This is a genomic window from Kribbella sp. VKM Ac-2571 (genome assembly GCF_004362255.1).
Taxonomy (GTDB): domain Bacteria; phylum Actinomycetota; class Actinomycetes; order Propionibacteriales; family Kribbellaceae; genus Kribbella; species Kribbella pratensis.
On record NZ_SNWS01000006.1, the window covers coordinates 48054 to 73595 of the forward strand.

The window sequence follows — 25542 nt, forward strand, 5'->3', positions numbered from 1 at the left end:
GGACTGAGGAGCGCAGGGAGCGAAGCGACCGGAGCGACGAGGGAAGGCCGGGAGTCACAGCCCCGGGACCCGCCGCGACGGAGTCGCGGCATCAGCACTGTCATCCCGCGACGGTATCAACCGGATTCATCGGAGGGTGATGGAAATGTTGTCGATGAGACGGGTCAGGCCGACGCGGGCGGCGATCAGCATTCGGGCCTCGCCGGGGCCGATCACCGGGCCGAGGTCGGGTGCTCGCAGGGCGAGATAGTCGATCTTGACCGACGGCACCGCCTCGAGCTCGGCCTGCGCCGCGGCCAGCACCGCGTCCGGCCCGTTCATCCCCGCCTTCGCGCCGGCGCTCAGCGCCCGGTACAGCACCAACGCCTCGTCACGCTCGGTCTCACTCAGGTAGCGGTTGCGTGAGGACAGCGCGAGACCGTCCGCCTCCCGCACGGTCGGCACCGGCACGATGTCGACGTCCATGTCAAGGTCGCAGACCATCTCGCGGATCAGCGTCAGCTGCTGATAGTCCTTCTCGCCGAACAACGCCAGGTCGGGTGCGGTCAGGTGCAGGAGCTTCGACACCACGGTCAGTACGCCGGAGAAGTGGCCCGGCCGGAACACGCCTTCCAGCTCGTCGGCTAACGGGCCCGGATGCACCGTGATCGACGGCTCGTTCGGGTACAGCTCGTCCCGGGACGGGTTGAAGACCAGGTCGACGCCCTCGTTCTTCGCGATCGCCAGGTCGCTGGCCAGCGTCCGCGGGTACCGGTCGAAGTCCTCGGTCGGCCCGAACTGCAACGGGTTCACGAAGATCGTCAGGACCACGCTGCCGTCCGGCCCGACCCGTTCGCGGGCCTCGGCCAGCAGCGCGGCATGGCCGTCGTGCAGGGCGCCCATCGTCATCACGACCGCCCGTGGCCTGATCGCGGCCGCCGCTCGCAGTTCGGCCTTGGTCTGGGTGAGTCTCATCGCGGTGCCTCCCCTGTCCGGTCTGCCCGGTGCCCGTCCAGTACCTCGGTCAAGCGGCGGACCGTCTCCGCGTCCAGCCGCCCGTCCGTCGCCAGCTCCACAGTCGCCCGGGCCAGTTCGGCGTACGTGCGCCTCGTACTGCCCCGAAGTACTGCCAGATGTGCTGCCACCGTGTCGGCATCGCCCCGGGCGATCGGCCCGGTGAGCGCATGATGACCGGATCGCAGCGTGTTGTCGAGGGTTGCGACGAGCAACGGCCGCAGTGTCGCCACCGGATCCGCCACACCCGCCTCCCGCAGTACGGCGACTGCTTGCGAGACCAGCGTGGTGAGGTGGTTCGCGCCGTGGACCAGACCGGCGTGGTAGCGCGCTCGCTGGTCGTCGGCGATCCACTGCACCTGTGCGCCCAGCGCCTTCACCAGCCGCTCGACAATCGATCGTGCCGCATCAGGAGCGGTCGCGGTGAACATGACCCCGTCCAGGCTCACCGGACCGCCTGGAAAGGTCATGGACGGGTGCAGTGCGACCGGCGTCGCAGCAAGCCCGCTCAGAGGGGCCAGGCCGTGCGCTCCGGACAAGTGCACGACGTACTGCGCACTGGTCAACGGCAGCGTGTGAGCAACCTCGTGAATCAGGTCGTCCGGTACGGCGACCAGTACGACGTCGGCGCGCCTCGTGACCTCGTCAGCGGTCAGCACGGGCACAGCGGGCAGAAGGCGGGCGGCGCGGTCCAGGGACGCGTCCGAGCGCGCGGTGACTCCGACCAGGGGATGTCCGGCTGCCGCCCAGGCTGCTCCCAAGGCGGTCCCGGCCCGGCCGGCTCCGATCAAGCCGATCCGTTCCATCGCTCACTCTCTTCTCGTTCCAGTCCCGCTGCCGGGTACCAGACGATCTACCTGTCAGCGTAGGTGATGAGAGCATGTGTGGGTGAGTGATGCGTGGGCGGCAGGTTCGGAATTGACCGCGATCCTGATCACAGTTCCCGAGCTGGCGGAGTACACAGAGCGTTGGCGTTCGGTGTCACGGTCGACCGCGAGACCACAGGTCCCGTTGACGGAGCTCATCCCGCCGCACGTGACCGTGCTGGTCCCCTGGGTTGCTGAGCCCACCGAAACCGACCTGGCCCGGCTGAAGGCAGCAGTCGCGTCCATCGAGCCGTTCGAGCTCAGCTTCCCGACCGCGGGTCAGTTCCCGAACGGTACGGCGTGGCTGAAGCCGGAGCCGTTCGACAAGGTGCAGTCGATACTCCTGTCCGTCTTCGACGCCTTCCCCGAGTGCCCGCCGTACGGTGGTGAGTTCCCGGACCCGCATCCGCACCTGACCATCTCGTCGTCTGCCCAGGGCGGTCCGGCCGTGGTAGCCGAGGCGAACGCCGCCCTGGCCGCCGCCCCGGCCCCAACCGTCCAGCTGACCGAGCTGCAGCTCTGGCGCGAGGACGCGAAGGGCGTGTGGCACCAGCTCCACGCCGTACCGCTTGGGTCCTGATGTCCGAGACGTTCCGAGCGGCCTGGCAGCGGGCTCTCTACGGCTCCGGCGGTTTCTACCGCCGGGAGCGCCCGTCTGCGCATTTCCGTACGTCGGTCCACGCGTCCGCGCTGTTCGGGCAGGCCATCGCGCGCCTGGCGGGTCAGCTCGGCGTGGACGACGTCGTGGATATCGCCGCCGGTTCTGGTGAGCTGGGCAAGGTCCTGCGCGCGGAAGGCCTGACGGTCGTCGACATCGAGCTGGACGATCAGCTGCCCGAGCGCCTGACCGGACTGGTCATCGCCAACGAGTGGCTCGACAACGTCCCGTGTGAGGTCGTCGAGTGGGACGAGGACGGCGTACCGCGTTATCTGACCGCCGACCTGACCCCGGGAGACGTTGTGGACGGCAACGACCTGGACTGGTTGCGGGAGTGGTGGCCTGGCGAGCCGGGGGACCGGGCCGAGGTCGGCAGGGCACGGGACGAGGCCTGGCAGGACGTGGTGCGGCGGCTCGCGGACGGCGCAGTCGCGATCGCCATCGACTACGGGCACCTGAAGTCGACCAGGCAGCCGTACGGAACCCTGACCGGTTTCCGCTCGGGTCGTGAGTGCTCGCCGGTTGCCGACGGCAGCTGCGACATCACGGCCCATGTGGCGCTTGACTCGCTCGGCGGCACGATCGTGAGCCAGCGAGACGCCCTGCACGCCTTGGGCGTCAGCGGGTCTCGGCCGAGCCTGGAGTCGGCTCAGACCGAGCCGCTGCGCTACCTGTCCGAGCTCTCGTCAGCCGGGGAGGCTGCAGAGTTGCTGGACCCGTCCGGGCTCGGTGGGTTCGGCTGGGTCTGGACGGCGACCGACGCAGCCACCGTACGGCGAGCCTCGCGCGCCCTCTCCGCCTGAGCCGCCACCAGCGCCGCAGCCTCCACCTGGTCACGATGCAGCGCGGTCGCGTCGGTCGGACCCAGTGGGGTGTCCACATGCACGTTGGCCAGCCCCAGGCGCCGCTGGATCGGTCCCTGCTCCAGCCGGACCGACTGGGTCTTGTGGTGCAGCACGATCGACGTACGGCGGCTCACCCAGCCGCGCGTGGTGACCATGACCTGGTCGTCGACGCCGTACGTCAGGTAGCGCCAGCCGATCGGACGCAGCCACTTGGCGCGCTCCGGTGCCGGGTGCATCTGAATACGGCTCAAGTCGAAGCCAGGCAACACCCGTGCGAGGACGTAGGCGACCTCGGCACGCTCGCCGACCGGTAGCAGCTGTGCGCCCTCCAGCGCGTCGTCGCCGTCCTCCTTCTGACCGGCCACGCCCGCGATGTCCAGCTCGACCCGGGACCAGCCGAGCAGCCGCCAGATCAGCGGCTCGGTGATCAGCAGGCCCTGCACGCGGCCGGGAGGCACTGTCTGGCGCTGAACGTCGAACAGGCCACGTTTGGTCCGCAGACCGTGGCTGGACTCCGACAGCGTGAACCCGTGGTTCCCCACGACCTGCTTCCAGATCGGCTGCACGACACCGAGCAGCAAGGGCAGACCGGCGAACAGACCGATGTGGAAGTCCAGCACCATGGTCGCGACGATCAGCCAGACCAGGGCCCCGGCACTACCGACAACGGTCGACGACAGCAGCGTCGCACCGAGCAGGCGGTTGGTCGGGACCGTCAGCAGCGGCGGAGCCGTCGCCTCGGCCTGCTGATCGTGCTCCTGCTGCTCAGCAGCCTTCTCGCCCTTGGCACGGACCAGCAGCGTGGTGCGGAGCTGCTGCGCCTCGTCGTACCTGAAGTAGCTCAGCTTGCCGTCGCTCTTGCCGCCACCGGCCACGTCCATCCGCAGCTCGGCCATACCGAACAGCCGCGCGACGAACGGCTGCGCCACGTCGATCGCCTGGATCCGGTCGAACCGGATGATCCGAGTCCGGCGAAACAGGAATCCGCTGTCCACCCGGATCGCATCGCCGGTCAGCTGCCACTTGGTGAACCACCAGGACAGTGCGCCGAGCAGGATGCCGCCCACGAGCACACCGGCCAGGCCGATGCCTGCGACCGTCAGGTTGCTCCGCAGACCCTCGTTGTTGACCAGGGCGACGGCCGCAACGACGAAGTACCCCCATCCCTTGACGAACGGGGTGAGTGGGTGAAGCCGCTGGCCGACGACCTCGACGGTCTGCTGTGTCACCGGTTCTTGACTCACAGGCCCCACGCCTGAGCCTGTCCGAGAGCGGACAACCTGTCGCGGAGCCGGCCGGCCTCGTCCGGGTGCAGCCCCGGGATCTTCGCGTCGGTTGCCGGTGTCGCCGTGTGCAGCTCCACCGTGGCCATCCCGTACGCCCGCTCCAGCGGCCCGGCGGTCACGTCCACGAACTGCATCCGGCCGTACGGTACGACGACCAGCTCGCGGAACATGACTCCGTGACTGACCAGCAGCTCGTCCTCACGCTCGGCGTACTTCCAGGAGCGCTGGTTACGGCCGATCAGCACCCACGCCCAGCCGAGAAGCAGTGCGATCAGCACAACCGCAAGTACGCCGTACAGCCAGCTCAGAGTCAGCCCGAGCACGACCAGCGCCGCGATCGCGACCAGCCCTGCGACGATCGCCGCGTTCAGCCGGCGCAGCGTGGCGAGCTTGGGCGAGACCGGCGTCCAACTGACATCCGAGGGTGCGAAGAGGTCGTCCACGGGTAAAGCCTGTCACGATAGTGGTCATGAGTACGGAAAGAGTCGTGGGAGTCGGCGCGGGAGCGGCTGGATTCGACCCGGCGTACGAGCGGGGTGGGACCGGCGCCGGCTCGGAGCTGGCGACCTCCGACATGGTGCTCAACATCGGGCCCCAGCACCCGGCGACCCACGGCGTACTGCGGCTGCGGCTGACCCTCGACGGCGAGCGGATCGTCGGCTGCGAGCCGATCATCGGCTACATGCACCGCGGTGCGGAGAAGCTGTTCGAGGTCCGCGACTACCGGCAGATCATCGTCCTCGCGAACCGGCACGACTGGCTGTCCGCGTTCGCCAACGAACTCGGCGTCGTGCACGCGGTCGAGCGGATGATGGGCCTCGAGGTCCCCGTCCGCGCGGTCTGGCTGCGGACCCTGCTGGCCGAGCTGAACCGGGTCCTGAACCACCTGATGTTCCTCGGCTCGTACCCGCTCGAACTCGGCGCGATCACGCCGGTGTTCTACGCGTTCCGCGAGCGCGAGACGATCCAGGCCGTGATGGAGGAGCTGTCCGGCGGCCGGATGCACTACATGTTCAACCGGGTCGGCGGCCTGAAGGAGGACCTGCCGTACGGCTGGCTCGGCCGCGCCGCTGCCGCCTCGGCCGCGGTCCGGACCCGGCTGCCCGACATCGAGGAGATCATCCTCGGCAACGAGATCTTCCGCGCCCGCACGGTCGGCGTCGGCAAGCTCTCCCCCGAACTGGTCGCGCAGTACGGCGTCTCCGGGCCGATCGCCCGCGCCTCCGGGGTCGACGCCGATCTCCGCCGCGACGAGCCGTACCTCGCGTACGGCGAACTGCAGGACGTGCTGCGCGTCGTCACCCGTCCCGAAGGCGACTGCTTCGCCAGGTTCGCCGTACTGCTCGAACAGGTGAAGGTCTCGCTCGACCTGGTCGACGCCTGCCTCGACAAGCTGTCCACGCTGCCGGCCGGGCCGGTCAACGTCCGGCTCCCGAAGATCCTCAAGGTCCCCGAGGGCCAGACCTACGCCTGGACCGAAAGCCCCCTCGGCATCAACGGCTACTACCTGGTGTCCCGCGGCGACAAGACCCCCTGGCGCCTCAAGCTCCGCTCAGCCAGCTTCAACAACATCTCCGCCCTCCCCGCCCTGCTCCCCGGCACCATGATCCCCGACATGATCGCCATCCTCGGCAGCATGTTCTTCGTAGTCGGCGACATCGACAAGTAGCGGTGTCTGGGAAACAAATGTGCGTCTGCTGACGAATTCTTTCCCAGCAACCTCAGCGAACGGGGCAGAACGGGCGGCTGCATGTGCGGGCGGAGAGGGTTGGGGCCTGGCGACGCATCACCTGCAGGACCTGCGCGGCGGCCGCACACGGACGACTCGTGATGTCGAGCCAGCCGTAGCGCAAGGTCGTCTCGGACCTCAGGGCTGCACGGTTGTCGCGATCGAGATCTCGCCACCTCCGGTCAGGCGCGAAATGGAAGCGGCCATCCAGCTCGACCACCAACTCGTACCGCAGGTACGCGACGTCCGTGAACTCGCCGTCAACAGCCCGCTGGCGCTGCCCCGTCGGCAAGCCGTGAGCTCGCTCGACGTCCCGCAGGTACCGAAGTTCGAGTAACGAGTGCGTGCCCTCCGCCACGTCCGCGAGGATCGGCCGCAGCGCGGAACCGTGGCGGAGCCGTCGGCGGTCAGCGAGTGCGGCCAGGATCTGGTCAGGCCTCACCCTGCCACTTTGGCAAGCCTCCGCGACGACTGCCGCCGCGGCGTCCAAGGATCGGGAGATGCCGACGATCTCCAGCACCGCCTCGGCGGGTCGGCTTCGCGGCGGTATGACCGTAGCCAGGCGTTCCTCCCAGTGCGCGTCCCGGGTGATCACAAGGTTCGGGCGAGCGCGAACCCTTCGGCGCCATGGAATCGTCACGTACACCGGACGCCGGTCATCAGGTCTGATCAGGCCGAATTGCTCTGCGGCGGTGTAGTGACTCCAAGCGGCCTCCGGCCCCGCGTAGAGCAGCGCCGCCACGAGTTGCTCGTCGTACCCGACCGGCCCGGTGTGTGTCACGTACACACCAGGATGGATCGCTTGCCAGCGGCGGCTGCGAAGCCGGCGCCGTACCTCGGCGTCGGGCACGCCGGCGGCCTGCAGTTGTGCACGGGCCACGACGCGATGTTGCTCGTGAATCAGGACCGCGAGGCCCTCGTCGTCGAGTTGTTGCCGCCACCACCAATCCACCGCATCAGCGTGACGGATTTCGGCGAGTGCCGCAGACCCCCTGTGGACAACTCCCCCCAGCACGCCGGATGCCCGCAACTGGGAAACAAATGTGCGTCTGGTGACGAAAAATTTCCCAGTTGCCTCAGCCGCCGAGAAGTTCCTGGAGCGGTTCGCGGATGCCGTTGGCGACGGCGAAGACTCCTTGGGACTCGGGGGTGTGGTTGGTGCCGTCGAGGTCCAGGACGGTGACGTCGGCCTCGCGGCAGATGGCTACGCCGGCCATCGTGTCCCAGGGCTTGTTGGAGAACATGATCAGGGCGTCGAAGTAGCCGTTCGCCGTCCAGGTCAGTGCGGTGGCCGCCGTACCGATCATCCGGACGCGCTGCACGCGAGGGACCAGCCGCTGGGTCAGCGCCGCCCGATCGACGTTCACCGCCTCGGCGTTCGGCCCGACCGCATAGTCGCCCACGGCAACCAACGCGTTCTCGAGGTCGGCGCATTGACTGCCCCGGATCGGCTTCCCGTTGCACGTCGCGCCCAGTCCCTCGGCCGCGGCGTACGTCGTGCCGAGCGCCGGGTGGTCGATCACGCCCGCGACGGCACGGCCCTCGTGGATCAGCCCGAGCGAGATCGCCCACAGCGGTACGCCGTGGATGAAGTTCACCGTCCCGTCGACCGGGTCCAGCACCCAGCGCGTCCCGTCGGTGGCGCCGCCCTCCTCCTCGCCGAGGACGCCGATCTCCGGCGTCTCCCGCTCGAGGAAGGCGCGCACCTCCCGCTCCACCGCGAAGTCCACCTCGGAGGCCATGTCCCGGTCGCCCTTGAACGTCAGCTCCCCGACCGCGCGGCTCTGTGTCACCGCCCGCCCACGCTCGACGGCAGCTCCGGCAACTTTCAGCAGCTTCGCGAGATCCACACCTCAGAACCTACGCGACAACAGCTACGCCGTACCGAGTGATCTCGCCCTTCGACGCCAGGCCGCGGCCGCAGCGGCGCCTCCGATCACCAGGAGTCCGGCGCCGGCCGCCTGGGCGATCTTGATCGGGCAGCCGCTCGCGCAGTCCGGGATCGGGTACGGCTGGCCGGGGTTCAGTTCGTGGGTCTCGTCGGCGCCGACGTACGCCTCGTCCGCCGGGAACGGGAAGCCCTCGGGGTTCAGCAGGCGGTACCAGTACAGGTCGTCCCACGCCTTGCGCCGGCACGTCACGTTCACCGACGGAGACTCGTACGGCGACGGCCCCAGCTGCCCGATCGGCAGATGGTCCTCGTTGTAGACCGTGACGTGGCCGTTCGGATCGTTCATCGTCACCGCCGGGTACCTCGCATCCAGCCCCATGACCGCAGTATGGGGCTGGGATCAGGACGCGGCCAGGCCTCGGAGCTTGAGGTCGACGACGGTCGGGGCGTCGGCCTGCGAATGCTTGTCGCCGGCGGCCACCACGGTCGCGACCTCCTCGTCGATCTTGTCGAGGCGCTGGTCGATCTTGTCCAGCCGGCGCTGCATCAGGTCGACGAACTCCGCGTTCTCCACGACCCGGGCGCTGGTGATCCGCGAGTACTCCTGCGCGACCTGCGCGCGCTCGTCGGAGTGTGCCAGCCGCTCGACCAGCAACTGGTGGCGGAACAGGAAGGCAGCAGCGATCGCGACCAGTACAGCCCCACCGGCGGCGGCCCGGAGAATCCAGGCATTCTGCGAGAAGAGCGCGATACTCACGCCCAGGCAGACAACGATCAGCAGACCGTTGGCGACGGTGAGAACTGTGGTCCTGGTTCGACGGCGGCTACCCCTGGAACCCATGGACCGCATGTTAGGGGGTCTTGTCGGGGTCCTCGGGCACACGACACGCACGTTCGAGCAACAATCCGGCCGTGACGACCAGCACTGAGACCACAGCCGCGGCACCGGCCATGATCACACGGTTACGAGGCCCGGAGGAGCCCATCGCCTGCAGGAAGCTTAACGCGAACCCTGCGTAAACACCGGCGCACAACGCGCCGACAAAGGCGCTCGCCTTCCCGATCATCAACAGGAAGACGGCGCGCGACGGTTCGATCCGTTCCCGCCGTACCTGGACCCGCTGGTGGGTGTTGCGGGCCGCGGCGAACAGCAGCGCCGCCAGGAACGCCCAGGCGATCAACGTCAGCCAGGACACGGCCGGCGCGACACCGCCGCCGGCCTCGATCGCCTTGACCATCGTCACGCCGACAGCGACCCCGAGGACGGCGATCGCGACCAGCAGCCGCCGTGAGGTCGGCCGCACCGAGCCCGGTGGCGGCTCCGGTTTGTCGCCGTTGCGAGGCGCCCGATCGGGCTCGGTACCGCCGGACACCACTACTGCAGCTCGATGTCGAGCTTGGTCACACCGTCGGTCCCGACCTTGGCGAGCAGCTCCGCGACCGGGCCGTGGCCCGGCAGTACGGCGTCCCGCTCGATGTCGAGCCACGGCGCCAGCACGAACGCACGCTCGTGCGCCCGCGGATGGGGAATCGTCAGTTCGTCGGTCTCGATCGTCTTCTGCCCGTAGGTGATCAGGTCGACGTCGAGGGTCCGCGGCGCGCCCGGCACGCTGCGCTCCCGGCCGAACGCCTGCTCGACCGCGTGCGCCCGCTCGAGCAACAGGTCGACGCCCAGGGTGGAGTCGGCGAGCAGGACGACGTTCAGGTACGGACCGGACTCGTCGGGGCCGCCGATCGGTTCGGTCTCGTAGACCGGCGAGACATCGACCACCACGACGTCCGGGGTGTCCCGCAGTGCGTCGATCGCGCCCTGCAGGTTCGCCTCACGGTCGCCGAGATTGCTGCCGAGCGACAGGATCACCTGGCGGATCGGCTTCAGGCCGCCGCTCAGGGTGTCCGCGTCGATGACGTGGGGACTAGGGGTCTCAGTCACGAGGATTCTCCGGCTCTGCGCTGCACGGTCAGGACAACGTCGTCGAACGGCACCGAGATCGGCGCCGAGGGTTTGTGGATGGTCACGGCCGTCGCTGTCACCCGCTCGTCGGCGAGACAGAGATCGGCGATGCGCTGGGCGAGGGTCTCGATCAGGTCCACCGGGTCGGTCTCGATCGCCTGGTGCACCTGCTCGGCCACCACCCCGTAGTTCACGGTGTCGGCCAGGTCGTCGGAGGCCGCGGCGGCCCGGGTGTCCAGCTCCAGCCGGACGTCCACGACGAACTCCTGCCCGTCGGCCCGCTCGTGGTCGAACACCCCGTGGCGCCCGAAACCGCGGATGCCCCGGATCTCGATCACGTCAGGCGGAAGCAAGGGACCACTCATTCCGCCTCCTCCTGTTGGCCCCCAGACGACAGTACCGGTGAGGCATGGTGGATCCACAACCGCCAGCCGCCAGAAGTTCGGCGGAAAACGTTCGTGGCGAGCGCTTTTCCGCCCGCGAACCCGTCTTCCGGGGCGCCCTCGCCCGACGACAGGACATTCTCCGTACACGTGACGTAGGCCACGTCTTCATCCACCCGTACCTGCACGTCGGTGAGGAAGAACTGGATGTACGGCGTGTTCGCGAAGATCATCGCCCAGGCCCGCATCATCTCGGCGTACCCGTAGATCGCCGCGTTCCCCGGATGGATGCAGACCGGATCCGGTTCCGGCAGCCAGACCGCCGCCATCAGGTCCAGGTCACCGGCCTCGAACGCGTTGTAGAAGGCAGTGTTGGCATTCAGTACGACGTCCCGCACCGGGGCGCTCGGCGGCCGCTTGGGAGTACCGTCCTGCCGCGGTCCGTCCGTCATACAGTTCCCCATCTCTCAGCCACCCGGACCGCGTCCGCGTTCGGTGCCACCGCGTGCGCCCGGACACACCAGGCACCCGCGGCGGCGGCCAGGGCGGATACGGCCACGCTCGCGTCGTCTCGTCGTACGGCCGGTCTGGGTTCACCGGTCTGCTCGTCGGCGAGCAGCCTACCGAGGAACGTCTTCCGGGACGCACCGACCAGTAACGGTCTTTCCAGTACGGCGAATTCCCGCAACCGGCGCAGAATCTCCCAGTTGTGGTCCGCGGTCTTCGCGAAACCGAGGCCGGGATCGAGGGCGACCCGGTTCAGCGCGATCCCGGCCTTGCTGATCGCCTCGAGGCGTTCGCGCAGCTCGGCGATGACCTCGGCCACCACGTCGCCGTACTCCGCCTTGTTCTGCATGTCGACCGAGTGCCCGCGCCAGTGCATGCACAGGTACGGCGATCCGCGCTCGGCGATCAGCGGGAGCATGTCCGGATCGGCGAGCCCACCGGACACGTCGTTGATCATCGTGGCGCCGGCGTCGAGCACGAGTTCCGCGACCCGGGACCGCATGGTGTCGACGGAGATGATCGCGCCTTCCGCGGCCAGGGCCTCGACGACCGGGAGCACCCGGCGGATCTCCTCGTCCTGGGACGGTCGCACGGCCCGCGGGCGGGTCGATTCACCGCCCACGTCGAGCAGATCGGCACCCTGGGCCAGCAGTTCGCGGCCGTGCTTGATCGCGGCGCTCGGCTCGAACCATTCGCCGCCGTCCGAGAACGAGTCCGGCGTCACGTTCACGACACCCATGACGAGACACCGGTCCAGCACCGGCAACCCGTCCACGTGACCCCACGGCTCAGTTCTCACCCACACACCGTAGTAGCCCCCGCCCCCACCCCAACAACCCGCCGCCGATTTCCGGTGAGCGGGGAAGGGGTGATTGATCAGTTCGCGAGGATCAGGCGGGACTTGGTCGACTGGAGCGCCGGGGCGATGGGTTGGGCGTACGACTCGTTGGTCTGCCCGTACTTCTCCAGGCACTGCCCGTCGATCAGCGCGGCCCCGCTGGTGATGCCCTGGGCGTAGTTCCCGGTCATGCTGGCGCCGCCGGAGTCACCCGCCTCGACGCACGCGGTGTGCTGGAACAGGCCGCGGACCACGCGGTTGTTCCCGTAGTTGACCGTCACGTTGCGGGCGACGATCCGTCCGCAGGTCCACCCGGTGCTCTTGCCCGACTTGCAGAGCGTGGAGCCGACGGTGGCATCCGCGATCCCCTTGACCGCGACGTTCCCGTTGCCCCAGCCCTCGACGTACCCCTGCTGGTCCCAGCCCTCGATCACGCCGACCGACCCGAAGTCGTGCCCGGGGAAGCTCGAGGTCGACGTGTTGCCGAGGATGTACCCGTTACGGGAGAACGACGGCTTGCCGGCCGTGCAGTGCCCCGCGGTCAGGAAGATCCGGTTGCCCTTGCGGGTCCGGGCGTTGAAGCCGAGCGAGCACACGTACCCGGTGTTCTTGGTGACCTGTACGCCGCCGCGCAGGCTGAAATCGTCCGCGGTCGTCCGGACCGTCCCCGACACCTGGCGCAGGGTGACCCGCTCGCCGTTCGCGAGCGCGCGGGACAGGAACCGCTCGGTGATCGAGTCGTGTGCGCCTCGCGGCACCGAGACCACGACGGTCCCCGACACGGGGTCGACGTACCACGACCGCACCTTGCCGGCGCTCGACGTGACGGCCAGCCGGTTCAGTTCGCCCTGTACGGCGTTCAGCTGCTTGGCAGTGAACTTGACCAGCCGCGGGACCGCGCCGATCCGGCGGACGAGGGCGGCCGTCGACAGGTCGGAGACCGCGACGATCAGCTCGCCGGAGTCGTCGTAGTAGCTGCCCACGACACCCGAGTCGGAGCCGAGCTGCGAATCCAAGGTCTCGGCGACCAGGGGGTCCACGCCCGTCTTCGCGGCCTGCTTCTGGTGCGCGGTCTGAGGTCCGGTCTTGTTCCGCGTGTCCGCGGTGGCCCAGTTCGCAGCGGCCAGCCCGCCGGCCGTCAGGACGACGACCCCGGCAAGAGCGGCGCCGACCCGGAAACGCCCCGACATCCTGTCCTCCTCACACCGGCACCTGGTCCCCGTTGGCCAAGCACCACTACGGAAAGTAAACGCTCAGCCACAGAATGTCCATAGTGCCGGACTCTCAAACTTCAACGACCACAGCCTCGCCCGGGCTACGGGGTCCACCCCTAGCCAACGATGAGGCTCATTGCCTCGGCGCGGGTGACCGGGTTGCGGAGCTGGCCGCGGACGGCGGAGGTGATCGTCTTGGCGCCCGGTTTCCGGACGCCGCGCATGGTCATGCAGAGGTGCTCGCACTCGATCACCACGATCACGCCGCGCGGCTGGAGGATCTCCACCAGGGACTCGGCGATCTGGGTGGTCAGCCGTTCCTGGACCTGCAGCCGTTTCGAGTACACGTCGACCAGCCGGGCGAGCTTCGACAACCCGGTCACCCGACCGTCGCGGCTCGGGATGTAGCCGACGTGCGCGACGCCCGTGAACGGCACCAGATGGTGCTCGCACAGGCTCCAGACCTCGATGTCCTTCACCAGGATCATCTCGTCGTGCTCGAGCGCGAACGTGGTCGTCAGCACGTCCTCGGCCTGCTGACCGAGCCCGGCGGTGATCTCGGCGTACGAGCGGGCCACCCGGGCCGGGGTGTCCTGCAGCCCCTCGCGCTCCGGGTCCTCGCCGATCGCGTACAGCAGCTCGCGCACCGCCCGCTCGGCGCGCTCGTGGTCGAAATTCGGTGACGCCATCCCGGCTCTCCTCCTGCCAACGGAACTTCGCACGCTACCCCGCGCAAACGAGAACGCCGCCACCCCGGTCAGGGTGGCGGCGTTCGTCGAGCTGTCAGCTCACTGGTGGCTCGGCGGGGTCGGGCCGCTGCCGTAGTCCGGCGGACGGATCGCCTCGTCCGGGCCGACGGAACCGCCCGGCAGGACGTCGGACAGCGAACCGTTCTGCCCGTTCTGCCCGTTCTGCTCGGCGCGGCTGCCGACCGGCATCACCGGCGGCTGGTCGGACGGGACCCGGGTCGACGACCCGGTCCAGGCCGGCCGGCGCTCCTTCATGACGACCGGCTCGAAGATCCGGGCGATCTGGTGCTTGTCCAGGGTCTCCTTCTCGAGCAGCTCCTCGACCAGGTGGTCCAGGACCGCCCGGTTCTCCACCAGGATGTCGAAGGCCTCCTGGTGCGCGTTCAGGATCAGCTTGCCGACCTCCTCGTCGACCGCGGCCGCGATCTCCTCGGAGTAGTTCCGCTGGCTGCCGATGTCGCGGCCCAGGAACGGCTCGCCGTTGTCCTGGCCGAACTTGATCGCCCCGAGCCGCTCGGTCATGCCGTACTGCGTGACCATTGCGCGGGCCAGCGCCGTCGCCTTCTCGATGTCGTTGCTGGCACCGGTGGTCGGGTCGTGGAAGACCATCTCCTCGGCAGCGCGGCCGCCGAGCATGTAGGCCAGCTTGTCGAGCATCTCGGACCGGGTGGTCGAGTACTTGTCCTCGTCCGGCATCACCATCGTGTAGCCGAGCGCACGGCCACGCGGGAGGATCGTCACCTTCTGCACCGGGTCGGAGTGCGGCAGCGCCGCGGCGACCAGGGCGTGACCACCCTCGTGGTACGCGGTGAGCACCTTCTCCTTGTCCGACATCAGCCGGGTACGGCGCTGCGGGCCGGCGATGACCCGGTCGATGGCCTCGTCCAGCATGCTGTTGTCGATCATCTGCAGGTTGGACCGGGCGGTCAGCAGGGCCGCCTCGTTCAGCACGTTGGCCAGGTCGGCACCGGTCATGCCCGGCGTCCGGCGAGCAACGGCCGTGAGGTCCACGTCCTGGGCCATCGGCTTGCCGCGCGCGTGCACCTTGAGGATCTTTTGCCGGCCGGGCATGTCCGGCGCGTCGACGGCGATCTGCCGGTCGAAGCGGCCGGGCCGCAGCAGGGCCGGGTCGAGCACGTCGGGCCGGTTGGTGGCCGCGATCAGGATCACGCCGCCGCGGACGTCGAAGCCGTCCATCTCGACCAGCAACTGGTTCAGCGTCTGCTCGCGCTCGTCGTGACCGCCGCCGAGGCCCGCGCCGCGGTGCCGGCCGACGGCGTCGATCTCGTCGATGAACACGATCGCCGGCGCGTTCGTCTTGGCCTGCTCGAACAGGTCCCGGACCCGGGAGGCGCCGACACCGACGAACATCTCGACGAAGTCCGAACCGGAGATCGAGTAGAACGGCACCCCGGCCTCACCCGCGACCGCACGGGCCAGCAGGGTCTTGCCGGTACCGGGCTGGCCGTAGAGCAGCACGCCCTTCGGGATCTTGGCGCCGACCGCCTGGAACTTGCCCGGCTCCTGCAGGAACTCCTTGATCTCCTGCAGCTCCTCGATCGCCTCGTCGACCCCGGCGACGTCGGCGAACGTGGTCTTCGGGGTGTCCTTGGTGACCAGTTTGGCCTTCGACTTGGCGAAGCTCATCACCCGGGAGCCGCCGCCCTGCATGGAGTTCATCAAGAAGATGAACACCACGGCGATCAGCAGGAACGGGATCAGCGTGGAGAACACCTGACCGATGAAGCTCGGCTTCGGGTTCTCGACGTCGTACCGCTCGATCTTGCCGTCGGTGAACAGCGACTGCAGGTCGTTGCCGAGGTTCTCGGCCTGACCGTCCACCCAGTGCGCCCGGAGTTTGGTGCCGTCGGTCTTCTCGACCCGGATCTCTTGATCCGGATCGATCAGCGTCACCGTCTTGATCGTCTTGTCGCTCGACGACTTGGCCTGCTGGATCAGCTGGACTACCTGTCCGGTGGGCTCGGTCTTGTACCCGGTCGAGCCGGTCAGGAGCTGCCCGATCACCAGGACGCCCAAAAAGGCGACGACGATCCAGAACAGGGGTCCGCGGAAGATGCGCTTCACGTCCATGATCGAGGCCTAGGCCCCGTCCCTCCTAGCTCGGCAGGCCCGGGTGTGGCGGGCTTGTGACGGTAATACCAGTCCAAGTGTCTCGTGTCGCACAAGACAACACAGCACGAGGGTCACCAATGGACAGTACGACCCGTTGTACAGGCCGTCACCAAGTCTGCCCTGAAGCGCGGATCAGGAGTAGACGTGCGGGGCCAGTGTGGCGACGCAGCGCAGGTTCCGGTACTTCTCGGCGTAGTCCAGCCCGTACCCGACGACGAACTCGTCCGGCAGTTCCAGGCCGACGTACTTCACCGGCACCTGCATCTTGGCGGCGTCCGGCTTCACGAAGGCCGTGCACAGCTCCAGCGAGGCGGGCTTGCGTGACTCCAGGTTGCTGACCAGCCAGCTCAGCGTGAGGCCCGTGTCGATGATGTCCTCGACGATCAGCACGTGCCGGTTGGTGATGTCGGTGTCCAGGTCCTTCTGGATCCGCACCACGCCCGACGACTTGGTCCCGGAGCCGTACGACGAGATGGCCATCCAGTCCATCTCCACGTGCCGGCTGAACGACCTGGCCAGGTCGGCCATCACCATCACCGCGCCGCGCAGGACGCCGACCAGCAGCAGGTCCTTGCCCTCGTAGTCGGCCTCGATCCGCGCTGCCAGCTCCCGCAGCTTCGCGAGGATCTCGTCCTCGGTGTAATGGATCTTGTTCAGGTCCTTCTCGATGTCCGCCGCATCCACGCGACTCAGCCTGTCACATCAGGGCCGAGGATGATGAATCCGCCGGTGCGGACCGCTCGGATGCCCTGCGGGAGATCGATCCAGCGCTGCCCGCGCCAGTCGGTCACCAGCTCGTCGACCGACGCGACGTGGCCGGCAGTGAGGTCGGTGGCCCGGCAACCGGCTTCCAGCGCTGCCTGTCGCAGGACCCGCGTTCGGATCGCTGCAGGCTGCTCGACCAGTACGCCGATGTCGCTGCGGACCTGTCCCTCGGTGCGGCTCAGTGTGGTCTCCGCAACGTCCGCAGCGAGCTGATCGAGCGCGTCCGCGTCCGCTCGGAGAAGTCCCGCCGTACGAGCCAGCGCCTCGACGACACCAGGCCCGAGTGCCTCCTCCAGCACTGGCAGGAGCTCGTGCCGTACGCGGACCCGCGTGTACTGCGGATCCTCGTTGTGCGGGTCGTGCCACGGCCGCAACCCGGACGCGATGCACGCAGCAGCCGTAGTGGCCCGCGGCACCTCCAGGAACGGTCTGCGCAGCCGTCCGACGACCGGAGCCATCCCAGCCAGCGAACGCGCACCAGAGCCACGCCCCAGCCCCAGTAGGACAGTCTCGGCCTGATCATCACGGGTGTGAGCGAGCAGTACGACGTCTGCGCCCAGCTCATCGGCCGCGTCGCGAAGTGCGTCGTACCGCGCTGTGCGCGCAGCGCCCTCCGGACCGCCGTCTGTACCGACCTCGACCACGCGGACCTGGACAGGGTCCAGCCCAAGCGTTCGGCACTGCTCGGCAGCGGTCTCCGCGACGTGTGCCGAGTCCGCCTGGAGACCGTGGTCCACAACGACCGCACCGGCTCGGAGACCGAGCTTCGGCGCCTCGAAGGCGGTAGCGGCCGCCAGCGCGAGCGAGTCGGTTCCGCCGGAGCAGGCGACCAGGACGGTCGTGCCGTGCGGCAGCTCGGCCAATGTCGCGCGGACCGCCTCCCGTGCGCGAGCGACGGCGGGGTGCAGCTTTCCTCGCCGCTCCCCCACCAGGCGCTCAGCCGTGGAGTCGGGCGACCCAGGCATCGGGGTTCGCGATCTCGTTCTTGGTCGGCAACGTGTTCGGACCGGTCCAGACCCGGTTGAAGCCCTCCATACCGACCTGGTCGACCACCCTGCGGACGAACGCGGCACCGTCCTTGTACTGCCGCAGCTTGGCGTCCAGCCCGAGCAGCCGCTTCAGCAGTTGGTCTACCGGGTTGCCGCTCGCCCGCCGCGACGAGAACTTGGAGCGGATGGTGTCCACCGTCGGAATGACCGACGGCCCGACCCCGTCCATCACAAAGTCGGCATGGCCTTCCAGCAACGACATGACCGCGGTCAGGCGGTCCAGCACGGCACGCTGCTCCGGCGACTGCATCAGGTCCACCAGGCTCAGCTCGGACTCACCGCGCAGTGACCGTCCCAGCCGCTGCACGGCCTCCCGGAACATCGCGGCGTACGCCGAAGCATCCAGCTCCGCCTGGTCCAGGAAGAGGGCGATCTCCGACCGCAGGTGGTCCCGCAGCCACGGGACCGCGGTGAACTGCACCCGGTGCGTCTCCTCGTGCAGGCACACCCACAGCCGGAAGTCTCGCGGTACGACGCCCAGCTCGGACTCCACCTGCACGACGTTCGGCGCCACCAGCAGCAGACGGCCGGTCAGACCGGGACGGTCCGGGTCGGGCTGCGCCGGGAAGAACGGGTCGAACTGACCGAGCACCCGTGACGACAGGAAGGCCAGCAGCGCACCCGCCTCGATGCCGGTCACCCGGGAGCCGACCGCAGAGGACAGGCCGTTGGTCCGCTCCGCCTTCTCGCGCAGCTTTTCCGCCAGCGGCTGCAGCACGGTCCGGAAGCCGTCCGCGTTCGCCTGGACCCAGCCGGGCCGGTCCACGATCATCACCGGCGCGGTGGCCGACGTGGCCTTCAGCCCGGTGAACTCGCGCACGTGTCCCTCGGACTCGGCCGCGAACTGACGCAGCTCGGCGACCACCTGGTCCGCCTCCGCGCGACTGACCGCCGGGCCCGGGCGCAGCAGCTTCCGCGCCACACCGGTCGCCAGCTGCCAGTCGACCATCTCGGTCGTGGTCCCACCTTCAGCCGTGCTCATACAACGACCCTAGTGCCATGTCCCAACATTCAGCAGCCGCAGCTGGCGAGGGCGGCGGTCGCGCGGTCCAGCGCAGCGCGGGCGTCGAGCGTCTTCGGGACCGGCACGCTGTCACTGGCGATGGCGAACACGAGCAGCGTGCCGGAGCGGTCCCGCGCATAGCCGGCCAGGCTGTGGACGTTCGTCAGCGTTCCGGTCTTCGCACGCACCAGCCCGGTCCCCGTGCCGGTGCCGGCCGAGGTGAACCGCTCCCTGAGGCTCCCGTTGAAGCCCGCCACCGGCAGACCGCTCAGCAGGTGCCGCAGCTCCGGGTGGTCCTTCGACACTGCCACGCGGACCGCACCGGCGAGCAGGTCGAGCGGGACCTTGTTGGCGCGGGTCAGACCGCTGCCGTCATAGATGCGGGCCTTGCTGACGTCCAGGCCGAGCTTGGTCAGTGTGGCCCGGAGCCCCTTGACGCCGCCGGCGTACGAGCCGCCGTTGCCGGTCGCGATCCCGACATGCCGCAGGAGCACCTCGGCGCCGTCGTTGTCGCTGTGCAGGTTCACGTACTCGACGATCTGGCCGAGCGTCGGCGACTTGACCTGCGCCAGCGACGTGGCACCGGCAGGTGCCACAGCGGCCTTGGCAACGCCCACTTTGACGCCGTACTGCGTCAGGAGCCTCTGGAACGACGTAGCAGCGGCCAGTGCCGGAGAGGTCGCGCGCTTGGCCATGCCCGGCGACACCCGACCCTCGTTGACCCAGAGCGAGGAGGTGGGGGCGGCGATGCCTTCAGGGATGTAGTTCGCTTCCCAGTTCGCGTTGACAGCCGGGCCGCTGAACAGCGAGGCGTCGTACCCGAGGGTCACGGAGGCGACGCCCTGCGCCTTGAGCGCCTTCGCCGTACTCGCGGCCAGAGCCCGGAGCGTGGCCCGGGCCGGGAAGCCGTCTCTCGCGGACGCTTTGGCGGTCAGCAGCGGGTCGCCGCCGCCGACCAGGACGATCGACCCCTTGCCGGTGCTCACGACCTTGGTGGCGAACGTGTGGTCCGGCCCGAGCGTGGCAAGGGCGGAGACGGTGGTGAGCAGCTTCAAGGTGGAGGCAGGCGTGTACGGCGTCGCGGCGCCGAGCGAGAACACCGGCTTGCCGCGTGAGGCGTCGTACACGTAGATCCCGTGGTGCGGGCCGAGCGACGGGTCCTTGAGGATCGCTGCGAGCGCCGTACCGACGCCGGCCGCGGTCGGGGCGGCTCCCTCGGTGGTCGCCGGTGTCAGAACGGGCGGCGCCTGCTGTGTGGCCCGGTCAGCGGTCTGCACTGAACCGGGTACGGCGCGTGCGCTGCTCACCAGGCCGGCGCAGAGAGCCGTGGCGAGGAGCGTGACGAATGCCGCACGGGCAGGTCGGGCCACCGGGCTGCTCCTGTCAATCGGTCGGTCGGAACCGTGACAGTATCTGCCGTATGGAGTTCGACGTCTTCATCGAGATCCCCAAGGGCACTCGCAACAAGTACGAGCTGGACCACAAGACGAACCGTCTGCGGCTGGACCGGACGCTGTTCACGGCGACCCAGTATCCGTCCGACTACGGGTTCATCGAGGACACCCTGGGCCAGGACGGCGACCCGCTGGACGCGCTCGTTCTGCTGCCGGAGCCGACGTTCCCCGGCTGCCTGATCCGCGCTCGCGCGATCGGTATGTTCCGGATGACCGACGAGAAGGGGCCGGACGACAAGGTCCTGTGCGTCCCGGCCGGCGACCCGCGGCAGGAGCACCTGCGCGACATCCACCACGTGCCGGAGTTCGACCGGCTGGAGATCCAGCACTTCTTCGAGGTCTACAAGGACCTCGAGCCCGGCAAGTCCGTCGAGGGCGCCACCTGGGTCGGCCGCGCCGAGGCCGAGACCGAGATCACCGCCTCCTTCGCCCGCCTCAAGGCCGAAGGCCACTAGTCACCTGATACGCGGCGGAGCAGCACCAGCAGTGTCTTGCGCTCCGCCGCGGTCAGCGGCTCCAGCAGCTCCGCCTCCGCGGCGCGGATCAGCTCGTCCATCGCGTCGAGGTGCCGCTCACCCGCGGGGGTGATCGCGACGATCTTCCGTCGCCGGTCGGCGGGATCGACCCGCCGCGCCAGGAACTTCAGGTCCTCGAGCTCGTCCAGCAGCGTGACCAGATCGCTGCGGTCGAACCCGATCCGGTCCGCGAGCGTCGCCTGCACCGCCTCGCCGTCGTCGGACAGACTCGCGAGCACGTGATAGTGCTGCGTCCGGACGCCGCCGTCGGTCATGTGCTGCCGGACCAGCCGCTGGGCGTGCTGACTCGACCGCCCCAGCGCGAACAGCACGTGGTCGGACAGCCGGTGGTTCGGCGACTTCTTCACCGCACCAACTCTATTGGCAACGCCGACGCGTGGAGTTATCGTGGGAATCTCCCATTATTTATACACCCCACGAATATGGAGCAGCCCCATGCGCGCAGTGCGCTTCCACCGCCACGGCGGTCCCGACGTACTCCAGCTCGAAGAGGTCGCCGTCCCCGAACCGGCCGCCGGCCAGGTCCTGATCCAGGCCGAGGCGATCGGCGCGAACGCGATCGACACCGTTCTCCGCCGCGGCGGCTCCCCCTGGGACCGCGAGCTGCCCGGCACCCTGACCGGCGACGTCGTCGGCCGGATCGTCGAGCTCGGTCCCGGCACCCCGCCCGGCGTCGCCGTCGGCCAGCGCGTCTCCGCCCTCACCGTGGACGCCTTCGCCGAGTACACCGTGGCGGACACGGGCTTCCTCGCATCGATCCCGGACGACGCGGACGCGGGCGAGGCCACGATGATGTCGCTGGCCGCCCCGCTCGCCCTCCGCCTGCTCGAGTCCGGCCGGATCCCGGCCGGCGGCACGGTCCTGATCCAGTCCGCCGCCGGCACCATCGGCCACCTCGCCGTCCAGCTGGCCCGCTCCCACGCCCCGAAGACGATCATCGGTACGGCGTCCTCCGCGCACCGGCTCGACTTCATCCGCGAGCTCGGCGCCGAACCCGTCGACCTCACCGCCGCCGACTGGCCGGACCAGGTCCGCGCGATCGCCCCGGACGGTGTCGACACGGTCCTGGACGCGGTCGGCGGCACCGTCTTCACGCAGGGCCTCGACCTGGTCAAGCCACTCGGCACGATGGTCTCGTACGGCGCCATCACAACCGAGGTGCCGACGATCCCGGCGCTCGGCCTGCAGCTGCGAAACGTCACCGGCGTCTCCCTCTACGGCTGGCAGCAGGCCCGTCCCGACGAGGCCCGCGCCGACATCGCCGAGGTCACGCGCCGCTGGCAGTCCGGCGAGCTCCGCCCGATCGTCCACGCCACCTACCCGCTCGCAGAGGTTGCCCGCATCCACGAGACCCTCGACGCCCGCACCAGCCTCGGCCGCCTCGTCGCGACTGTCTGAATAGCCCTGGATAGCTCTGAATAGAATTGCCAGGTGGAGCTTCGGCAGCTGCGGTACTTCGTAGGTGTCGCCGAGGAGCTGCATTTCGGTAAGGCCGCCGAGCGCCTGTACATCTCCACTCCGACGCTCAGCCAGCAGATCAAGCAGCTCGAACGCGAGATCGGCACCGCCCTGCTGATCCGGCACAGCCGCGGCGTCGAGCTCACCCCGGCCGGGCAGGTCCTGCTCGCCCGCGCCCGGGAAACCCTCCAGGCGGCCGGCCTGGCGCTGAAGGACACGCGCCGGGCCGCCGGCCTGGACGAACCGGTGCTCCGCCTCGGCCTGCTGAACGGGATCCCCGGCCACCTCCCCGCCGCCCTCGAACAGCTCGCCACCGAACGCTTCCCGACCAGCACGGTCACCCTCGAAGCAGGCACCACCACCGACCAGCTCCGGATGCTCGACGCCGGCGAGATCGACCTCGGCCTGGTCCGCACCCCGCTGACGTTGCCTCCGACAATCACCTCCGAACAGCTCGCCGACGAGGAGCTCGGCGTACTCCTGACCGCGACTCACCCGCTCGCAGCTCAGCCGGAGCTCACGCTCGACGACCTGACCGGACTCGAGCTCATCTGGATCCCCCGCGCCGCGGCGCCCGAATTCTACGAGGACACGATCCGCCGGATCGGTACCGGCGTACGGCTGAGCGACATCAGCATGAGCCACTCACAACTCCGGTCGGCACTCCTCGTACGACGCTCCGCGTTCAGCCTCGGATCCCGCCGCGCCGCCACACCGGACATCGTCTGGCGACCGCTCGCGGGCCGACCGCTGGTCGCACAGTACGCCGCCGTATGGCGCACCGACTCGCACAACCCGGTGCTCCGGGCGATGACCGTTAGCCCCGGCCTAACGGTCATTAGGCAACAAGTCGTGGTGGACTGAGGCACCCGGTGGTTGGCTCGAAACGTCAACCGCCGAAGGAGAAACTCTTGCAGGAACACGTCGTGATCGTCGGCGGCAGCTCGGGAATGGGTCGCGCCCTCGCCGCCGAACTCGTTGCCCAAGGCAGCGAGGTCACCGTCGCCGGCCGGACCCCGGCCAAGCTCGACGCAGTACGCCGTGAACTCGGCGTACGCACCGTCGCGATGGACCTCGGAAGTGAGCAGGACATCGAACGTCTCTTCGCGACCACGGGCAAGGTCAGCCACATCGTCACCACGGCCGCCGACGTCGGCGGCGCCTACCAGCCGATCACCGAGTACGACGTGGCGGCGGCACGCTCCGCGGTCGACTCCAAGCTGATCGGCCCGTTGCTGCTCGCCAAGCACGGCGCACCGATGCTCGAACCCGGCGGCTCGATCGTGTTCACCTCGGGTATCGCGGCGTACCGGCCGGGACCGCGGGCATCGTTGCTCGCGGCACTCAACGGCGCACTCGCCTCGCTGGCCGCGGCGCTCGCGGTCGAACTGGCGCCACTGCGGGTCAACGTGGTCTCACCGGGCTGGGTCGACACCCCGATCTGGAAGGACGTCGCCGGCGACGCGGCGCCCGAGACGCTGTCCGCGATGGCGGCCCGCCTTCCGGTCGGCCGGATCGGCCGTCCCGAGGACATCGCCGCGGCGATCATCGCCCTGCTCCGCAACGGTTTCATCACCGGCACCGTTCTGCACGCCGACGGCGGACACCGGCTGGCCTAGAAGAGCAATGTCCCCGGCAACAGACCGTTGCCGGGGACAAACGCATCAGGGACGACCGAAGAAGTCCGGGGGCTCCCAGTAATAGACGCTGTCGATCTGCACCGGCTTGCCGGTCCGCGGCGCGTGGATCATCCGGCCGTTGCCGAGGTACATCGCGACGTGGTGGATGGTGCCCGGGTCGTTCGGGTCCAGCGACCAGAAGATCAGGTCGCCGGGCCGCAGCTCGTCCTCGTCGATGTGCTGGATCTGCTCGTACTGCGCGACGCTGTAGTGCGGCAGCTGCACACCGGCCTGCTCCCAGGCACCCTGGGTCAGCCCGGAGCAGTCCCATCGGCTCGGGCCGGTCGCGCCCCACAGGTACATGTCGCCGAGCTGTCGCATCGCGAACTCGATCGCCGCCGACGCGCCCTTCCGCGAGCTGTGGTTGCCGTTGCCGTTGTCGTGATTGTGGCGGCTCGGCGTGGACGGCTTGTGCCGCTTCGGCGGGTTCTTCTTGCCGTTGTTCTGCTCGCGCTCTTCCCTCTCCTCGCGAGCCTTCTCCGCTGCCTCGCGAGCCCGCTCGGCCGCCTCCGCGCGGCGCTCCGCGGCCTCCCGGGCGGCGATCCGGCGCTTCAGCTCGGCGGCCTTCTTCGCGGCGATCGCAGCGGCGCGCTGCCGCGCAAGCTCCTCGAGCCCCTGCTGCCGCTGGGCGGCCACCCGCACCGAGATGTTCTGCAAGGTGGCGAGCTGCGCGATCGACTGCTTGCGCTGGACGCCGATCGCGGTCACGGCGGCCGACTGCGCGGCCTCCGCGTCCTCGGCCGCCTTCTTCGCCTTGGCCGCCTCGTCGGCCGCCTTCTTCACCTTCACGACCGCCTGGTCGGCCTGCACCTTGAACAGGTTCGTCATCACCTGCGTCGCCGTGAACCGCAGGTACGAACCCTGCATCGCGGCCGACACCGAGTGCACCGCACCGGCCGAGTCGAGCAGCTGCTGCGGACCTTCGGCGGTGAACAGCGGCGCGATCTTCGCCACGTCGCCACCACCTTGGTACGACGCGGCAGCGAAGCGACCGATCTGCTGCCGCTGGGCGGTGAGCGTCTTCTGCGCCTCGGCGGCCCGGGCCGCGGCGGCTGCTGCCTCGGCCTTGGCCTGCTGGAGGCGGTAGACGGCGCCGTTGTAGGCCTCGTCGGCGATGCCGGACTGGACGCCGAGCTGCTCGAGCCGTGCGCCGGCGGCGGCGAGCTGACGCTCGATCGCGGCGACCTGCGAGGCCTTCGAGGCGGCGGCCTGCTTGGCGCGCTCGACCGCGGCCTTGGACGGAATCACCGGCGGCTTCGGCTTCGCAGCCTCTGCCGGAAGGGTGGGCACGGCCATCGCGCCGGCCAAGCAGATCGCGAGCACCCCGGAGAGCAAGGCCTTGCCTGCTCTGCCGGTCTTCCCAGCACTCGTGATCCGCCCGCCGGACGTGGCCCTGTGGGGCGTCCGCATCGGGATCGTTCCTTCCGCCGGTCACGAACCCCTTCCCCAGGGTTCGCGAACTTTTGGTCCTCCTGGACCACATACGTGACACTAGTTGCCCACAGCCCCAATGGGAACACCTTTCACACGAGTATCTTTGTTTCACCCGTGT

28 protein-coding genes and 1 pseudogene are annotated in these 25542 nt (G+C 69.1%); 7 read left to right on the forward strand and 22 right to left on the reverse strand.

Going from position 1 to position 25542, the window contains the following annotated elements; all coding sequences use genetic code 11:
- Positions 1-126: 126 nt before the first annotated feature.
- Both panC and EV651_RS14830 read right to left on the reverse strand, forming a co-directional pair.
- On the reverse strand, positions 127-954 hold the full coding sequence (panC, locus tag EV651_RS14825) for a pantoate--beta-alanine ligase (RefSeq protein ID WP_133785767.1): 828 nt from the start codon (positions 952-954) through the stop codon (positions 127-129).
- Positions 951-1799: a Rossmann-like and DUF2520 domain-containing protein gene (locus EV651_RS14830; RefSeq protein ID WP_133785768.1), complete on the reverse strand. Its 849-nt coding sequence runs from the start codon at positions 1797-1799 to the stop codon at positions 951-953. The genes panC and EV651_RS14830 overlap by 4 nt, the downstream gene beginning before the upstream one ends.
- A gap of 82 nt (positions 1800-1881) precedes the next feature.
- Between EV651_RS14830 and EV651_RS14835 the strand changes: the two genes are divergently transcribed.
- Together EV651_RS14835 and EV651_RS41865 are read left to right on the forward strand one after the other, a co-directional pair.
- Complete coding sequence (locus tag EV651_RS14835; RefSeq protein ID WP_133785769.1) at positions 1882-2439, forward strand: 2'-5' RNA ligase family protein; 558 nt, start codon at positions 1882-1884, stop codon at positions 2437-2439.
- Positions 2439-3080 (forward strand): annotated as a pseudogene (locus EV651_RS41865) (SAM-dependent methyltransferase); the annotation flags it as partial. The gene EV651_RS14835 and the pseudogene EV651_RS41865, both read left to right, overlap by 1 nt.
- A 104-nt stretch (positions 3081-3184) precedes the next feature.
- Here the strand turns inward: EV651_RS41865 and EV651_RS14845 are convergent.
- Together EV651_RS14845 and EV651_RS14850 are read right to left on the reverse strand one after the other, a co-directional pair.
- Entirely contained in the window at positions 3185-4591 is a 1407-nt protein-coding gene (locus tag EV651_RS14845) for a PH domain-containing protein (RefSeq protein WP_238156892.1), read from the reverse strand.
- Between the two features lie 11 nt (positions 4592-4602).
- Entirely contained in the window at positions 4603-5091 is a 489-nt protein-coding gene (locus EV651_RS14850; RefSeq protein ID WP_133785772.1) for a PH domain-containing protein, read from the reverse strand.
- Between the two features lie 26 nt (positions 5092-5117).
- On the opposite strand from EV651_RS14850, the gene EV651_RS14855 reads away from it, so the two are divergent.
- Entirely contained in the window at positions 5118-6317 is a 1200-nt protein-coding gene (locus EV651_RS14855) for an NADH-quinone oxidoreductase subunit D (protein ID WP_133785773.1), read from the forward strand.
- Positions 6318-6369: 52 nt separating this feature from the next.
- Here the strand turns inward: EV651_RS14855 and EV651_RS14860 are convergent, their stop codons facing one another.
- The 16 genes from EV651_RS14860 to dacB all read right to left on the reverse strand — a co-directional run bounded on the left by EV651_RS14860 (position 6370) and on the right by dacB (position 20233).
- Positions 6370-7329 carry a hypothetical protein gene (locus EV651_RS14860; protein ID WP_133785774.1) on the reverse strand — a complete coding sequence of 320 codons (960 nt, stop codon included), beginning with the start codon at positions 7327-7329 and terminating at the stop codon, positions 6370-6372.
- Between the two features lie 124 nt (positions 7330-7453).
- Entirely contained in the window at positions 7454-8227 is a 774-nt protein-coding gene (locus EV651_RS14865; protein ID WP_133785775.1) for an inositol monophosphatase family protein, read from the reverse strand.
- A 24-nt stretch (positions 8228-8251) separates the two neighbouring features.
- Complete coding sequence (locus tag EV651_RS14870) at positions 8252-8647, reverse strand: hypothetical protein (protein ID WP_133785776.1); 396 nt, start codon at positions 8645-8647, stop codon at positions 8252-8254.
- 21 nt (positions 8648-8668) lie between these two features.
- Positions 8669-9109: a hypothetical protein gene (locus EV651_RS14875; protein WP_133785777.1), complete on the reverse strand. Its 441-nt coding sequence runs from the start codon at positions 9107-9109 to the stop codon at positions 8669-8671.
- 10 nt (positions 9110-9119) lie between these two features.
- A complete protein-coding gene (locus tag EV651_RS14880; RefSeq protein ID WP_238156893.1) occupies positions 9120-9641 on the reverse strand; it encodes a DUF3180 domain-containing protein in 522 nt (173 codons plus the stop codon).
- 2 nt (positions 9642-9643) lie between these two features.
- Positions 9644-10201 (reverse strand): 2-amino-4-hydroxy-6-hydroxymethyldihydropteridine diphosphokinase, encoded by a 558-nt coding sequence (folK, locus tag EV651_RS14885; RefSeq protein WP_133785779.1) that lies wholly within the window; start codon positions 10199-10201, stop codon positions 9644-9646.
- Positions 10198-10587 carry a dihydroneopterin aldolase gene (folB, locus tag EV651_RS14890; RefSeq protein ID WP_133785780.1) on the reverse strand — a complete coding sequence of 130 codons (390 nt, stop codon included), beginning with the start codon at positions 10585-10587 and terminating at the stop codon, positions 10198-10200. Before folB ends, folK begins: the two co-directional genes overlap by 4 nt.
- Positions 10584-11057, reverse strand: coding sequence for a nuclear transport factor 2 family protein (locus EV651_RS14895; protein ID WP_238156894.1), 474 nt, complete (start codon positions 11055-11057; stop codon positions 10584-10586). Before EV651_RS14895 ends, folB begins: the two co-directional genes overlap by 4 nt.
- Positions 11054-11851 carry a dihydropteroate synthase gene (folP, locus tag EV651_RS14900; protein WP_133786092.1) on the reverse strand — a complete coding sequence of 266 codons (798 nt, stop codon included), beginning with the start codon at positions 11849-11851 and terminating at the stop codon, positions 11054-11056. The genes EV651_RS14895 and folP overlap by 4 nt, the downstream gene beginning before the upstream one ends.
- Before the next feature lie 137 nt (positions 11852-11988).
- Complete coding sequence (locus tag EV651_RS14905; RefSeq protein WP_133785781.1) at positions 11989-13140, reverse strand: S1 family peptidase; 1152 nt, start codon at positions 13138-13140, stop codon at positions 11989-11991.
- Between the two features lie 140 nt (positions 13141-13280).
- Positions 13281-13853 carry a GTP cyclohydrolase I FolE gene (folE, locus tag EV651_RS14910; RefSeq protein ID WP_133785782.1) on the reverse strand — a complete coding sequence of 191 codons (573 nt, stop codon included), beginning with the start codon at positions 13851-13853 and terminating at the stop codon, positions 13281-13283.
- A 99-nt stretch (positions 13854-13952) separates the two neighbouring features.
- Entirely contained in the window at positions 13953-16004 is a 2052-nt protein-coding gene (ftsH, locus tag EV651_RS14915) for an ATP-dependent zinc metalloprotease FtsH (RefSeq protein WP_133785783.1), read from the reverse strand.
- Between the two features lie 174 nt (positions 16005-16178).
- Positions 16179-16730 carry a hypoxanthine phosphoribosyltransferase gene (hpt, locus tag EV651_RS14920; RefSeq protein WP_133785784.1) on the reverse strand — a complete coding sequence of 184 codons (552 nt, stop codon included), beginning with the start codon at positions 16728-16730 and terminating at the stop codon, positions 16179-16181.
- Between the two features lie 5 nt (positions 16731-16735).
- Positions 16736-17740 (reverse strand): tRNA lysidine(34) synthetase TilS, encoded by a 1005-nt coding sequence (gene tilS, locus EV651_RS14925; RefSeq protein WP_370352699.1) that lies wholly within the window; start codon positions 17738-17740, stop codon positions 16736-16738.
- Positions 17741-17747: 7 nt separating this feature from the next.
- A complete protein-coding gene (locus tag EV651_RS14930; RefSeq protein ID WP_133785786.1) occupies positions 17748-18842 on the reverse strand; it encodes a zinc-dependent metalloprotease in 1095 nt (364 codons plus the stop codon).
- 29 nt (positions 18843-18871) lie between these two features.
- Entirely contained in the window at positions 18872-20233 is a 1362-nt protein-coding gene (dacB, locus tag EV651_RS14935) for a D-alanyl-D-alanine carboxypeptidase/D-alanyl-D-alanine-endopeptidase (RefSeq protein WP_133785787.1), read from the reverse strand.
- Between the two features lie 50 nt (positions 20234-20283).
- Between dacB and EV651_RS14940 the strand changes: the two genes are divergently transcribed.
- Complete coding sequence (locus EV651_RS14940) at positions 20284-20772, forward strand: inorganic diphosphatase (protein WP_133785788.1); 489 nt, start codon at positions 20284-20286, stop codon at positions 20770-20772.
- On the opposite strand, the gene EV651_RS14945 is transcribed toward EV651_RS14940, so the two are convergent.
- Positions 20769-21200 carry a MarR family winged helix-turn-helix transcriptional regulator gene (locus EV651_RS14945; protein WP_133785789.1) on the reverse strand — a complete coding sequence of 144 codons (432 nt, stop codon included), beginning with the start codon at positions 21198-21200 and terminating at the stop codon, positions 20769-20771. The two genes, EV651_RS14940 and EV651_RS14945, sit on opposite strands and share 4 nt — an antisense overlap.
- 88 nt (positions 21201-21288) lie before the next feature.
- Between EV651_RS14945 and EV651_RS14950 the strand changes: the two genes are divergently transcribed.
- From EV651_RS14950 to EV651_RS14960, 3 genes are read left to right on the forward strand one after another with little or no spacing between them, the layout of a single operon-like run.
- Complete coding sequence (locus EV651_RS14950) at positions 21289-22251, forward strand: zinc-binding dehydrogenase (RefSeq protein ID WP_133785790.1); 963 nt, start codon at positions 21289-21291, stop codon at positions 22249-22251.
- A 33-nt stretch (positions 22252-22284) separates the two neighbouring features.
- On the forward strand, positions 22285-23175 hold the full coding sequence (locus EV651_RS14955) for a LysR family transcriptional regulator (RefSeq protein ID WP_133785791.1): 891 nt from the start codon (positions 22285-22287) through the stop codon (positions 23173-23175).
- A gap of 47 nt (positions 23176-23222) precedes the next feature.
- Entirely contained in the window at positions 23223-23930 is a 708-nt protein-coding gene (locus tag EV651_RS14960) for an SDR family oxidoreductase (protein WP_202870337.1), read from the forward strand.
- Between the two features lie 45 nt (positions 23931-23975).
- Here EV651_RS14960 and EV651_RS14965 read toward each other — a convergent pair whose 3' ends face one another.
- Positions 23976-25400, reverse strand: coding sequence for a C40 family peptidase (locus EV651_RS14965; protein ID WP_133785792.1), 1425 nt, complete (start codon positions 25398-25400; stop codon positions 23976-23978).
- Positions 25401-25542 lie beyond the last annotated feature (142 nt).